8 protein-coding genes are annotated in these 13,905 nt (G+C 72.8%); 7 read left to right on the forward strand and 1 reads right to left on the reverse strand.

The genetic code is table 11. The features are described from left to right. Window positions 1-90 precede the first annotated feature (90 nt). The gene (locus tag ABEB07_RS12320; RefSeq protein WP_345668356.1) at window positions 91-1,131 is read right to left on the reverse strand and encodes a LacI family DNA-binding transcriptional regulator; all 1,041 of its coding nucleotides are present in this window, start codon (window positions 1,129-1,131) and stop codon (window positions 91-93) included. 196 nt (window positions 1,132-1,327) lie between these two features. On the opposite strand from ABEB07_RS12320, the gene ABEB07_RS12325 reads away from it, so the two are divergent. From ABEB07_RS12325 to lanL, 7 genes are all read left to right on the forward strand, one after another. Further along, entirely contained in the window at window positions 1,328-2,629 is a 1,302-nt protein-coding gene (locus ABEB07_RS12325) for an ABC transporter substrate-binding protein (RefSeq protein ID WP_345668357.1), read from the forward strand. 14 nt (window positions 2,630-2,643) lie between these two features. Beyond that, entirely contained in the window at window positions 2,644-3,627 is a 984-nt protein-coding gene (locus ABEB07_RS12330) for a carbohydrate ABC transporter permease (RefSeq protein WP_345668358.1), read from the forward strand. Beyond that, complete coding sequence (locus ABEB07_RS12335; RefSeq protein ID WP_345668359.1) at window positions 3,624-4,496, forward strand: carbohydrate ABC transporter permease; 873 nt, start codon at window positions 3,624-3,626, stop codon at window positions 4,494-4,496. The genes ABEB07_RS12330 and ABEB07_RS12335 overlap by 4 nt, the downstream gene beginning before the upstream one ends. 158 nt (window positions 4,497-4,654) lie before the next feature. Continuing rightward, a complete protein-coding gene (locus ABEB07_RS12340) occupies window positions 4,655-6,403 on the forward strand; it encodes a glycoside hydrolase family 35 protein (protein ID WP_345668415.1) in 1,749 nt (582 codons plus the stop codon). A gap of 138 nt (window positions 6,404-6,541) precedes the next feature. After that, window positions 6,542-10,627: an endo-alpha-N-acetylgalactosaminidase family protein gene (locus ABEB07_RS12345; RefSeq protein WP_345668360.1), complete on the forward strand. Its 4,086-nt coding sequence runs from the start codon at window positions 6,542-6,544 to the stop codon at window positions 10,625-10,627. 504 nt (window positions 10,628-11,131) lie between these two features. Further along, on the forward strand, window positions 11,132-11,314 hold the full coding sequence (locus tag ABEB07_RS12350; RefSeq protein ID WP_164587241.1) for an SflA family class IV lanthipeptide: 183 nt from the start codon (window positions 11,132-11,134) through the stop codon (window positions 11,312-11,314). 2 nt (window positions 11,315-11,316) lie between these two features. Beyond that, a complete protein-coding gene (gene lanL / locus ABEB07_RS12355; RefSeq protein ID WP_345668361.1) occupies window positions 11,317-13,878 on the forward strand; it encodes a class IV lanthionine synthetase LanL in 2,562 nt (853 codons plus the stop codon). Window positions 13,879-13,905 lie beyond the last annotated feature (27 nt).

Here is a 13,905-nt window from a genome sequence, read left to right on the forward strand (position 1 = left end):
GGTGCGTGCGAGCCGTCCGCACACGGAAAAGCGGCCGAGCGGCCCCTGATCCGGGCTGCTCGGCCGCCGGCCGGTGCGGGTACGGGCCGCCTACCGGTCCTCGCTCCGCGCCGCCGCGGTGCTGCCGCGCACGATCAGGGCCGGCTCGACCGAGGCGGGCTCGACGGGGGCGTCCGGGTCCTTCAGATGGCGCAGCAGATGGGCGACGGCGAGCCCGCCCATCTGCGCGAACGGCTGGGCCACGGTGGTCAGCGACGGGGAGCAGTACTCGGCGAGGGCGATGTCGTCGACGCCGACCACGGAGATCTCCTCGGGCACCCGCCGGCCGAGTTCGTGCAGCGCCCGGATCACTCCGAACGCCATCTCGTCGCTGGCCACGAAGACCGCCGTGACGTCCGGGATGCGGCCCAGGATGAGGCCGTTGCGGTAGCCGGAGGCCGGTGACCAGTCCCCCTCCAGCTCGGGCGGCACGGCCCTGCCCGCCTCCTCCAGCGTGTCGCGCCAGCCCCTGGCGCGGCTGGCCGCGTCGAGCCACTCGCCGGGCCCGGCCACGTGCCAGACCGTCTCGTGCCCCAGCTCCAGCAGATGGCGGGTGGCCAGGCGTGCGGCCAGGGACTGGTCCACGGCCACGACCTCGGTGGCGGAGGTGCGCGACCCGTCGATGGTGACGGTCGGGATCGAGCTGGTGAGCTGCTCGATCCGGCTGCTGGCATGGGTGAGCGGAACGGCCAGGACGACCCCCTCGACGCCCTGGTCCGCCAGCCGCGACAGGGCGCTCTCGATGGCGGAGGTGTCCAGGGAGGAGGTGGTGGCGGTGGAGACGGTGTAGCCGACGTCCCGCGCCGCGCTCTCGATGCCGTACAGAACGGCCGTGCGCGAGTAGAAGTTGGTCTGCAGCATGACGACGCCGATGGTGCGGCTGCGGCCGGAGGACAGCATCCGGGCGGCGTTGTTCTTGCGGTAGCCGAGCTGGTCGACGGCGGCCAGGACCTTCGCCCGGGTCTTCTCCTGCACATTGGGGTGGCCCGCGAGGGTCCGCGACACCGTCTGCGGCGAGACCCCGGCCAGCCGGGCGACGTCGACCATCCCGGGGGGCCGTGCGGTGTCGCCGTCCGCGTTCTGCCTCTTCATGATCCTCCTCCCATGTCGCGACGATGGTAACGCCCTCATCACGCATCATCCCTGTCTCGGCACCGGGTGAACCCTCCAGCTGACCACTATTGGCATCGATAACATCGTGTGCCATAGTTCCGGCACATCAGCGAGCCCGCGACGGGCCGCGGGGAGCCGGGTCGCCGCTTCCCCGACGCACTCCGAAGGAGAAGCCGTGAAGAAGCCACCCCTGCGGACGGCGGCCCTGGCCGGCGCCGTCACCCTCGGACTCCTGCTCGCGGGTTGTTCCGGCTCCGGGTCCGACTCCGGCGCCGGCTCCGGCGGCAGGACGACGGTGACGTTCTGGGGCTGGGCCCCGGGCTACGCGGACGCCGTCAAGGCGTTCAACCGCACCCACACCGACCTCCGGATCGACTACCAGCAGGTCCAGCCCGGCGCCAAGGGCGGATACCAGAAGACGCTCAACGCCGTCCAGGCCGGCAACGCCCCCTGCCTGGCCCAGCTCGGCTACGAGACCCTGCCGAGCTTCGCCGCCCAGGGCGCGCTCCAGGACGTCGCCGAGTACGCGGACGCCGGCAAGGGCGACTTCTTCGACGCGTCCTGGAAGTCCGTCTCCGTGGGCGACGCCGTCTACGGCGTGCCCGTCGACACCGGCCCCATGGCCCTCTTCTACAACAAAAAGGTCTTCGACTCGCTCGGCCTCAAGCCGCCCGCCACCTGGGCGGAGTACAAGGCCGACGCGAAGAGGATCCACGCCGCCGACCCGCACAAGTACATCTCCTCCCCCTACCTCGACTACGACTACGCGGGCCTGGCCTGGCAGAACGGCGCCCACTGGTTCGGCGTCGACGGCGACTCCTGGAAGGTCAGCCTCGCCTCCGGCCCGAACCGCCAGGTCGCCGACTACTGGCAGGACCTGGTCCGCACCGGCGCGATCAGCAACGCCCCGATGTACGACCAGGCCTGGTACAAGGGGCTCGGCGACGGCAGTATCGCCACCGTCGTCGGCGCCGTCTGGCAGGCCGGCGTCATCAAGGGCGGCGCCAAGGACGGCGCCGGCCAGTGGGCCGTGGCACCGATGCCGCGGTGGAGCGCGGGCGACGAACGCACCGGCAACGCGGGCGGATCGGCCACCGCCGTCCTCAAGGGCTGCAAGTCCCCCAAGGCCGCGGTGAAGTTCGCCCACTGGCTCAGCACCGACCGCACGGCCTACGGCATCCTCGTGGACAAGGCGGGGCTGTACCCGGCCGCCGAGAAGCTGACCGACCTGCCCCAACTGAGCGCGACCGACCCCTACTTCGGCGGCCAGAAGATCTACGACGTCTTCGCCAAGGCGGCGCCGAAGGTCGACGCCGACTGGACCTGGGGCCCGGTCATGACCAAGACCGCCGCCGACCTGGACGACGGCCTCGGCAAGGCGTGGGCGGGCAACGGCACCATCGCCGACGCGCTGCGCACCGCCCAGGACAAGACCGTCGCCGAGCTGAAGCACCAGGGCCTCAAGGTCTCCGGCTGAAGAAAGTGCCTCTCATGACCAACCTCGCCACGGCGCGGGACACCGCACCCGCACGACGCGCCGCACCCCGGCGCCCCGGCCGCGGGCCCCTCGCCGCCCGGAGCCGGACCCGGGGCGCCGCCGGGCGCCGGCGCACACCGCTGCTGTTCTGGTGCCCCTTCGCGGTGCTCTTCGCCGCCATGTACCTGGCCCCGATCGTCTACGCGGCCGTCAGCAGCCTGTTCGTCGTCCACCGCTCCGGCCTGGGACTGACCGCGCCGACCAAGGTCTTCGACCCGATCGGCAACTACACGCACGCCTTCGGCGACGGAGGCTTCACCTCCTCGCTGGGCCGGGTCGCCCTCTTCGGCGTCGTCCAGGTGCCGGTGATGCTGGGCCTCGCGCTCGGCCTGGCCCTGCTGCTCGACTCCCGGTCCGCCCGCGCCAAGGGCTTCTTCCGGCTCGCCGGCTTCCTGCCGTACGCGATCCCCGGCGTGAGCGCCGCGCTGGTGTGGTCCTTCATGTACTCGCCCCAGTCCAGCCCGGTCAACCACCTGCTGGAACCGCTCGGCCTGCACGTCCCCTTCTTCTCCGGCGGCACCGTGCTGTGGTCGGTGGCCAACATCGTCACCTGGGCCTGGACCGGCTACAACATGGTCATCATCTACGCCGCGCTCCAGTCCGTGCCCGCCGAGGTGCTGGAGGCCGCCCGCGTGGACGGCGCCTCCGCGCTGCGCATCGCCTGGAGCATCAAGATCCCGGCGGTGCGCGGCGCCATCGCGCTCACCGCGGTCTTCTCCATCATCGGCTCGGCCCAGCTGTTCAACGAGCCGGTCGTGCTGCAACCGGTATCCAGCGGCGCCATCTCCTCCGCGTTCACCCCGATCATGTCCGCGCAGGCCGCCGTCGCGGCCGGCGACTACCCCTACGCGGCAGCCCAGTCGGTCGTCCTGGCCGTGCTCGTCGGCGTCGTGTCCTTCGTCTTCTTCAAACTGACCAACCGGGGTGAGCAGGCGTGAGCACCACCTCCACCAAGCCGCAACGGCTGCGGCCGCGCCGCGAGACGACCCCGCTGAGCCGCACCGCCGTCATGCTGCTGCTGGCCCTGTCCACCCTCTACTTCCTCCTCCCGCTGTGGTGGCTGCTGGTCGCCGCCACCAAGCCGTTCGGCGCGCAGTTCAGCGGCAGCGGACTCTGGTTCGACGGCTTCGGCCTGTTCGACAACCTGTCCCGCCTCAGCGCCCAGGACGGCGGCATCTTCTGGCGCTGGATGCTCAACAGCGTCCTGTACTGCGGCGTCGGCGCCCTGGTGGGCACCGCGCTGTCCGCCCTGGCCGGATACACCATCGCCAAGTACGAGTTCCGGGGGCGCGGTGTGCTGTTCGGCGCGGTGCTCGCCGCCGTGCTGGTGCCCAAGGTGCTGTTCACCCTGCCGCTGTACCTGATGTTCTCCGGCGTCCACCTGATCGACAACCCGCTCGCCGTGCTGCTGCCCAGCGTCGTCAGCCCGTTCGGGGTCTACCTCTCCCGCGTCTTCGCGGCGCAGGTGCCGGACGAGGTGATCGAGGCCGGCCGGCTCGACGGGGCGGGCGAGTTCAGGATCTTCCGCACCCTCGCGACGCGCATGATGCTGCCCGCGCTGGTGACGATCTTCCTGTTCCAGTTCGTCGAGATCTGGAACAACTACCTGCTGCCCGCCATGGTCCTGGGCGACGACCGGCTCCAGCCGGTCACCGTCGGCCTGGTCGGCTGGAACGCCAGCCATGTGGCGGTGCCGCCGCCGCTGGTGGTCATCGGCTCACTGGTGTCCGTCGCCCCGCTCGTGATCGCCTTCCTGGCCCTCCAGCGGTTCTGGCGCGCGGGCATGACCGCCGGAGCCGTCAAGTGACCCCGCCGGCCCGGCCCGACCCGACGACGACCGCAGCGCCCCCGAGGACATCCGTGAGCCCACCGCCCCAGGCCGGCCCCGCGACCGCCGCGGCGGCCGTCCGCCACCCCGCACCCCGCCACCCCGCGCCCCTCCTCACCCACCGCGACGGCCGGCTCCTGCGCGACGGCCGCCCGCACCGGATCCTGGCCGGATCGCTCCACTACTTCCGGGTCCACCCCGACCAGTGGGCGGACCGCCTGGACCGCCTCGCGGCCATGGGCCTCAACACGGTCGACACCTATGTCGCCTGGAACTTCCACGAGCGCCGCCGGGGCCGGGCCCGCTTCGACGGCTGGCACGACGTCGAACGCTTCGTCCGGCTCGCCCAGGACGCCGGCCTCGACGTGATCGCCCGGCCCGGCCCCTACATCTGCGCGGAATGGGACAACGGCGGCCTGCCCGCCTGGCTCACCGGCACACCCGGCATGCGGGTCCGCTCCTCCCACCGGCCCTTCCTGGACGAGGTCGCGCGCTGGTTCGACGACCTCGTGCCCCGCCTCGCCGCCCTCCAGGCCGCCCGCGGCGGCCCGATCGCCGCCGTGCAGATCGAGAACGAGTACGGCAGCTACGGCGACGACCACACCTACCTGAGCTGGCTGCGCGACGCGCTCGTCGAGCGGGGCGTCACCGAGCTGCTGTACACGGCGGACGGACCGACCGAGCTGATGCTCGACGGCGGCACCCTGCCCGGCCAGCTCGCCGCCGCCACCTTCGGCTCCCGCGCCGCCCAGGCCGCCGAACTGCTGCGCGCGCGCCGCCCCCACGAGCCGTTCGTCTGCGCGGAGTTCTGGAACGGCTGGTTCGACCACTGGGGCGAGCGGCACCACATCCGCTCGGTGGACAGCGCGGCCGGCACCCTCGGCGACATCATCGACGCGGACGGCTCGGTCAGCGTCTACATGGCCCACGGCGGCACCAACTTCGGCCTGTGGGCCGGCGCCAACCACGACGGCGACACCTTCCAGCCGACCGTGACCAGCTACGACTCCGACGCGCCGATCGCCGAACACGGCGCGCTCACCGCGAAGTTCACCGCCCTGCGGGAGCGGCTGCTCGCCGCCTCCGGCACCGCGCCCCACCGGCCGCCGCCCGCCGACCCGCCGCTGCTGAAGCCGCGCACCCTGCCCGTCGTCCGCGGCGCCGGACTGCTTCGAGCCCTGGAAGCGGTGTCCCCGGCGACGCCCTCCCCGCATCCGCTCAGCTTCGAGGAACTGGGCCAGGCGTCCGGTCTGGTGCTCTACCGCGCCCGCCCGCGACTGCCCCGCGGCGCCAGCCCGCTGACGGTCACCGGGCTGCACGACCGGGCCCAGGTCTTCGTCGACGGCACGCCGGCCGGCGTACTGGACCGGGAGACCGGCACGGTGACCGTCGAGGGCACGGGCGAGCGGGTGCGGCTGGACCTGCTGGTCGAGAACCAGGGCCGGATCAACTACGGGCCGCTGCTCGGCCAGGGCAAGGGCATCCTCGGCGGCGTCCGCGTGGAACGCCGCCTGGTGCACGGCTGGACCATGCACCGGCTGCCGCTCGACGAGTGGACCGCCGAGGACCTCGGGCGCGCGGTGTCCGGCGCGCCCGCGCAGGGCGCCGCCGGCTTCGCGACCGCGCGGTTCACGGTCGCCGAGCCGGCCGACGCGTTCCTCGCGTTCCCCGGCTTCGGCAAGGGTTTCGTCTGGGTCAACGGCGCACTCCTCGGGCGCTACTGGGAGATCGGCCCGCAGGTCACGCTCTACCTCCCCGCGCCCTTCACGGTACGGGGCGAGAACACCGTCACGATCCTGGAGCTGGAGCGGCTGGGAGAGCGGGTCGAGATCCGTGACCGGCCCGAGCTGGGACCGGCCGAGGAGTACGTCGAGACGTTCGAGTGACGTGAGAACCCTCTGGCAGCGATAACGCAAGCTCCTCCTGCCCCTACGGGCCTTCTAGTGTTATCGCTGCCATACCACTAGGGTCGTCCCCGCCCTGACCGGGCAGAGTCCTCCGCAGGTATCCGAGAGGTGGAGTTCATGACCTCACGCTCGTCCCGCAAGCGCCTGTACCCACCCGCCCTGAGACCCGGTACGGCGGCATCGGTCGCCCTGCTGCTCTCCCTTGGAATGCTGTCGACCGCCGCCGCACCCGGACACGCCCGGGCCGGCGGGACCGCCGCCACGGGTTCCGGCACGGCCGCCGTCTGGAACCCGGTGACTCCGCCGCCGCCCGACCACCCGGCCACCGCGGCACGGCTGTCCGGTGCGGGACTGAACGTGACGGTGGCCAAGGAGTTCCCCCAGGTCGTCTCGTACGACCTGAACGGCAGGACCATGGACGGCAGGGCGGCGGTCCTGGACTCGTTCACGATCAACGGCACGGCCCACCGGGCCACCACCACGTTCAGGGCGAGCCGGAACAAGGCCACCTACACGTCCACGTTCGGCGACCTCCCCGACCTCACGATCACCTCGTCCCTGACGGTGACCGACCGGCACAGCGTCGTCTTCGCCGTGGAAAAGATCTCCGGCGGCGCCGCCGCCACCGTCGACCAGCTGGCGATACCCGGCCAGTCCCTCGTGTCCGTCGACTCCGGCGACCGCGGGGCGCGGCTCGCCCGCACCAGGATCTCGGCCGACTCCACGACGACCGCCGACCGGTTCGTCGACATCACCGGCGACACGGCCGCGGACGACGCACCCGTGGGCACGCCCTACGGCTTCGTCAGCAACGCCGAACTGTCCGCCGGACTGATCACCAACGCCACGGACGACGCGGCCCAGGCCGACAACGACAACGGCAACACCCGGCTCCAGTCGCGGATCGTGGACGCCGGCGGCGGCGCCCGCCGGGCCGAACTCTCCGTGGGGAACTACACCTACGCCGCCAAGGGCGCCACCGACCCCCGGGTGGCCCGCTACGAACTGCCCAGAACCACGGTCGTCCTGGCCGCCGACGCCAACGGCGACGGCCGGATCGACTGGCAGGACGCCGCCCTCGCCCAACGCGCCGCCACGCCGCCGCCTGCGGGCGCCGACCGGGTGCCCGAACGGGTCGTCCAGCACATCCCGTTCAACTTCGCCAGCCAGGCCACCAACCCGTTCCTGAAGACCCTCGACAACGTCAAGCGGATCTCCATGGCGACGGACGACCTCGGCCAGTGGGCCCTGGAGAAGGGGTACGCCGGCGAGGGCCACGACTCCGGCCACCCGGACTACGGCGGCAACGAGAACGTCCGGGCGGGCGGCCGCGCCGACCTCAACACGCTCATCCGCGACGGCGCCCGCTACAACGCCGACTTCGCCGTCCACGTCAACGTCACCGAGGCATACCCCCAGGCGAAGCACTTCAGCGAGGTCCTCATCAAGGGACAGGCGAACGGCTGGGACTGGCTCAACCAGTCCTACCAGATCGACCAGCGCACCGACCTGGGCACCGGCGCGGTCCTGGACCGCTTCCGGCAACTGCGCGAGGACTACCCGCAACTCAAGGGCGTCTACATCGACGTCTACTACTCCAGCGGCTGGCTCGCCGACGAACTCGCCGCCGAACTGCGGAAGATGGGCTTCGAGGTCGCGACCGAGTGGGCCTACAAGTTCGAGGGCGACTCGATCTGGTCGCACTGGGCGAGCGACAAGAACTACGGCGGCGCCACCAACAAGGGCATCAACTCCAACATCGTGCGCTTCCTCGCCAACTCCGACCGCGACGTGTGGAACGTCGACCCGCTGCTCGGCGGCTCCAGCGTCAAGGAGTTCGAGGGCTGGACCGGCCAGGACGACTGGAACGCCTTCTACCGCACCATCTGGACCGACAACCTGCCCACCAAGTTCCTCCAGCACTACGACGTGCTGGACTGGGACTTCGGCAGGAGCGCACGCCTCACCGGCGATGTGCGGGTCACCCGGGCCGACGGACAGCGCCGCATCACCATGGGCGACGCGACGGTCCTGGAGGGCGACACGTATCTGCTGCCCTGGGGCGACGCCCGCACCGCCGACGACACCACGTCCCCCAGCAGGGCCGACAAGATGTACCTCTACAGCGCCTCCGGCGGCGCCCACACCTTCGACCTCACCCGGCAGTTCGCCGCCACCCGGCACTTCACCCTGTACCGGCTCACCGACCAGGGCCGGGTGAAGACCACCCGGGTGACGGCGCACGACGGCCGGGTGACCCTGACCGCCGCCAAGGACACCCCGTACGTCCTCGTGCCCGACGGCGGCAAGGCGCCCCAGCCCGCCCCCCGGTACGGCGCGGGCACCGCACTGACCGACCCCGGCTTCAACGCGGGCGGCCTCAAGGCGTGGAACCCGCGCGGCGGAGCCGGGACGGCACGCGCCGGCAACGGCGACAACGTCGTCCGCCTCGGCGCCGGCGCGTCGGGCATCTCCCAGAAGGTCACCGGCCTCACCCCCGGCAAGCGCTACACCCTGAGCGCCGACGTGGAGATCGCCGCCGGTGAGCGCCGCGCGACCACCCTGCGCGCGGACGGCCGCGGCACCGCGGCCGCGAAGACCTTCGACACCACACCGGCCCGGAACACGATGGCGTCGGACGAGAAACGCGACACCTACGCCCAGCGCGCGTCCCTCGCCTTCACCGCGCCCCGCGACGGCACGGCCACCGTGTCCCTCGCCGCCGCGCCGGGCCGGGCGGCGGTGGTCCTCGACGACGTACGGATCATGGCCGACACCACGACGCCGCTGCCGCGGTCCGGCGGCGCGCCCGGCGCCGCGGTCGTCGCCGGCGACGACTTCGAGGGCAACCAGCCCGGCTGGGGGCCGTTCGTGAAGGGCGACGCGGGCGGCGTCACCGACCCGCGCACGAGCATCAGCGACCTGCACGAGCCCTACAGCCAGAAGACCTGGAAGAACACCTACCGGCCCTACGACAGCGGCGCCCTCAAGGGCCAGGCCGTGGACGACGTGATCGACGGCAGGCACTCGCTGAAGTCCCACGCGGAGAACAGCGGGCTCGTCTACCGCACGGTGCCCGCCACCGTGCCGTTCACCGCGGGCCACAAGTACGCGGTGTCCTTCGACTACCAGACCAACGTCGAGGACCAGTGGGCCTGGGTGACCGGCGCCGACACCGTCGGGGACGGCGAGGTCGTGTCCAAGGACATCACCCGTGACACGTTCGCTCCCGCACGGGACACCGCCACCTACGCCAAGGAGATCGTCACCGGGTGCGGCGACACCTGGGTCGGCCTGCGCCGGATCGGCGGCGCCGCCGCCACGGACTTCGTGCTCGACGACTTCCGGGTCACCGACCTCGGCCCGGTGGACGGCGGCCCCGCCTGCGCCGGCGTCACCGCGCCGGCCGGCGCCGACCTCAGCCCCGGGATCCCCGGCGAATACCGGACGACCTTCACCAACAACGAGCGCAGCGACGCGGTGAACGTCGCGCTGTCCCTCGACGGCCTGCCCGCCGGCTGGACCGCCGAGGTGAAGGAGAAGGACGGCAACCTCTTCGACACCGTCGAGCCCGGCCGGTCCGTCACCACGACCTGGCTGCTCACACCTCCCCGGGACGCCGCGGGCACCACCGCCGCCTGGCGGACCACGGCCGCCTACGACAACGCCGGCGCCACCAAGACCGTCAGCGCGGACTCCAGGGCCGCGGTCTCGGACGTCCCGGTGCTCTCGCCCGGCTCCATGACGGCCACCGCCGACTCCGAGAACAGCTCCTCCGGGGCCGGTGAGGGCCCGGCCTCGAACGTCCTCGACGGCGCCACGGACACCATCTGGCACACCGACTACACCGAGGCGGACGCGCCCTACCCGCACTGGGTGACGCTGGAGCTGGGCGCACCCGCCACGGTCGACGGCTTCGGCTACCTCGGACGGCAGAGCGGCGGCCCGAACGGCAGGGTCAAGGACTACGAGATCGCCGTCTCCGACGACGGCACGGACTGGACGGTGGTCGCCAAGGGCTCCCTGAAGGACACGACGCAGATCCAGCGCGCCGCCTTCGCCCCGGTGCGCGCCTCGTACGTCAGATTCACGGCGTCGAACGCGCTCAACGGCCAGCCCTTCGCCGCGGCGGCCGAGATGCGCGTCTACGGCACACCCGTCGACCTCCCGACCGGCTACCCGCCGGGCACCCGCCCGGCCTGACAGCCACGGCCCCACCGACGTGACTGACACCCCTGCCCGGGCACACCCCGCGACCACGGCGGCCCGGGCGGGGCGCGTCGTCCGTTCGCCCGGCCTGTGCCGCAACCGGCGAGAGCAGCGCAGCCGACCGCCAAGACGGCGAGGGACGTGGCAAGAGATGTGGATCGCATGAGGAGAGCGTCGCCGCCGCGGCGGGTCACACCCATGAGTATCCGTACTCAAGTCGGCGACCGCCGACACCACTGCCTGCCCCCTCCCATGTCTCCGTCCGGCACACCGCCGGGTTCGGTGACCGCGGCGGTGGGCCGCGCCCGCCGCCGTAGTGGCACGGATCGCGTCGGCGCGGACGCGGACGCGGCGGCTCCGGCGGCCTCTCCGCGCCAGGTGTCACCTGACCCCTTGTCACAGAGTTCACACCTCCCTACCTTTGTGCAGCGAGCGGGTCCACCGGCCCGCGTCGGCTCTTGCCGGCAACTCAGCGCACGACACCCATGGAGGCGTCACATGCCCGTAGCCGTGCCCGCTCTTCTGGAGACCGACGGATTCCGCGACGCGGGACCGCTGGAGATCGACGACGAGGCCATCGTGTTCGAGGACGACGACCGCGGCGACCGCGAGCCCTCGGCGTGTCTGGCCGACCCCTGGGTGACCGCCACCACCCGCCTCGGCTGCGACCTGAACTCGTAACCGTGGCCGTTTCCATCGCCGGCCGCGTCGGTGCGTGTGACGACACGTGGTCGTACCTGAACGATCCGCGGATGCCGGCGATGGAACACGGCTGGAAACTGCACGTCTCGGCGCGTCCGGGCGACCTGGACGCGGTGACCCGGCTCGTCCTGCCGGTGCTGGCCCGGCACATCTGCCACGCGAAGTTCGCCCGCGACCCGGAGACGCTGCGCCGCCTCAACTCCGGTGCGGTGAGCACCGGAGCCGTCGGCAAGGCCATCACCGTCTACCCCCTCGCGGGCACCGTGGTCGAGGTCGCCCGGGACCTCGCCGCCGCACTGCGTGACCGGGAGGGCCCGCGGATCGTCAGCGACCGGCGGGTCGACCCGAGGGCCCCGGTCTACTACCGTTACGGCCCCTTCACGGGCGAATACCGGACCGGCCGCAGCGGACGGCTCGAATCCGTCATGACCGGACCGGACGGGCGGGTCTTCGACGGCCTGGCCGTCGGCCGCTACCGGTGCCCGCCCTGGGCCGAGGACCCCTTCGACACCTCCTCCGGACAGGACGACGGACCGACCGCGCCCGGCCTGGGCGGCGGCCGCTACACGGTCACCGCCGGCATCGCGCGCGCACCCCGCGGCAACGTCTACCGCGCGCTCGACCGCACCCTCGGACGGCCGGTGGTGGTCAAACAGGCCAGGGCCTTCGTGGGCGAGGACGAAACCGGCACGGACGCCCGCCACCGGCTGCGCAACGAGCGCGCCGTCCTCACCGCGCTCGACGGCGTCACGGGTGTGCCCCGCGCACTGGACTACTTCGCCCATCACTCGGACGAGTATCTGGTGCTGAGCAGCTGCGGCGACCGCGACCTGCGCAGGGACGTCCTGCGCGACGGCCCCTACCGGGACGACGGCATCCGGCCGGAACGCGCCCTGTCCGTCCTCGCCGCCCGGCTCCTGGGCGTCCTGGACGCGGTCCACGGCCGCGACGTGGTCGTCCGCGACCTCAAACCCGACAACGTCGTGCTCGACGACTCCGGCCCCGGCCACTGCCACGTGATCGACTTCGGGATCAGCGAGTGGGAGGGCACCGGCCCGGGCGGGGCGACACCCGGATACAGCGAGCCGGTGCTGCGCGCGACCGGACCGGCCGCCCCCGCCGACGACCACTACGCCCTCGGCGCGACCCTCTTCTTCGCCGCCACCGGCATGGACCCGGTGATCGTCGACGGCGACCACGCGGTCAACCGGGACCGGACTCTGGCCTGTCTGGAGTGGGCACTGCCCGGGCGCGCCCACCGGGCGATCCGGGCCTCGATCACCGGTCTGCTGAGCTTCGACCCGGCCGTACGGACCGCCGCCGCCGACCGCCTGCGCACCGGCACGGCCCCCACCGTACGCCGGCCCGCGCGCCCCCGGATCGACGGCGACCTGCTGGACGAGATCATCGAGCACACGACCGCGTACTGCGTCCGCGAGGCGCACGCCGTCGTGGACCCGGTACGGGCCGCACACCTGGCCGTCCCCACCTCCATCGACGTCTACGGCGGCACCTCGGGACTCGGACTGGAGCTCCTTCACCACACGCACCGGCCACATGTGCGGTCCACCGTCACCACGTTGGCGCGGTGGACGGCGCGACAGTCCAGAAACCTGCCACCCGGCCTCTACACGGGGAGCACCGGCGTCGCCCTCTTCCTCGCGGAAGCCGGCTCGGCGACGGGACCGCGGCCGGAGCCGGAAACAGACGCGGACGCGCGCTCCCCGCACCCCGTCCTGCCCGACCGCGCACCGGACGGCGGACCGCCGGAGGCGGACCTGATCGCGGGCGTCGCCGGAGTCGGCCTCGGCCGGCTGCTGCTCGCCCGGCACGCCCGCCGCTCCGGCGACCCGCACGCCGCCGACCTGCACCTGGCCGTCGCCGCCGACTGCGACCGGATGCTGGCCGAGGGCGCCGCCCGGCTGACCCCGGCCGGCCCGGACACGGCCGGCCGCGCCGCACTGCGCGAGGGCATCGCGCACGGCGAGGCGGGCATCGCCTGCTTCCTGCTCGCACACGGCGCCGCGACCGGGGACCCGGACGTGATCAGCCGCGCCGAGGAGGCCGCCGCGCGGCTGGCCGCCGTGACCCCGGACATCATCGTGGCGGCCGCCGCGCCGGGTGCGACCCGCCGCTACGGCTCCTGGTGCCGGGGCCTGGCCGGCATCGGGACCGTCCTCGTACGGGCCGCCGAACACCTCGACGAGCCCGGGTATCTCGACCTCGCCCAGCGGGCCGCGCGCGCCTGCGCCGATCTGGCGCCGCGGATGCCGCTGGTCACCCGGTGCTGCGGGCTGGCCGGGGTCGGCGACCTGATGGTGGACGTCGCGGAGGCGTCGGCGTCCGAGGAGTTCTGGGACGCGGCCGAGACCGTCGCCCTGCTCATCCTGAGCCGCAGCGGCGGCACCTGGTCCCGGCCCGTGTTCCCGGACACCTCTCTCGCCGGGCCGAGCGCCACCTGGGCCGGCGGCTCCGCGGGTGTGCTCGCCTTCTTCCGGCGACTGCGCGACCGGGGCGGCCCCCGGCTCGGCCTCGTCGCCTGACCGCCGCCCTCCTCCCGGCCGCGGTGG

This window comes from Streptomyces similanensis (assembly GCF_039543625.1).
Taxonomy (GTDB): Bacteria; Actinomycetota; Actinomycetes; order Streptomycetales; family Streptomycetaceae; genus Streptomyces; species Streptomyces similanensis.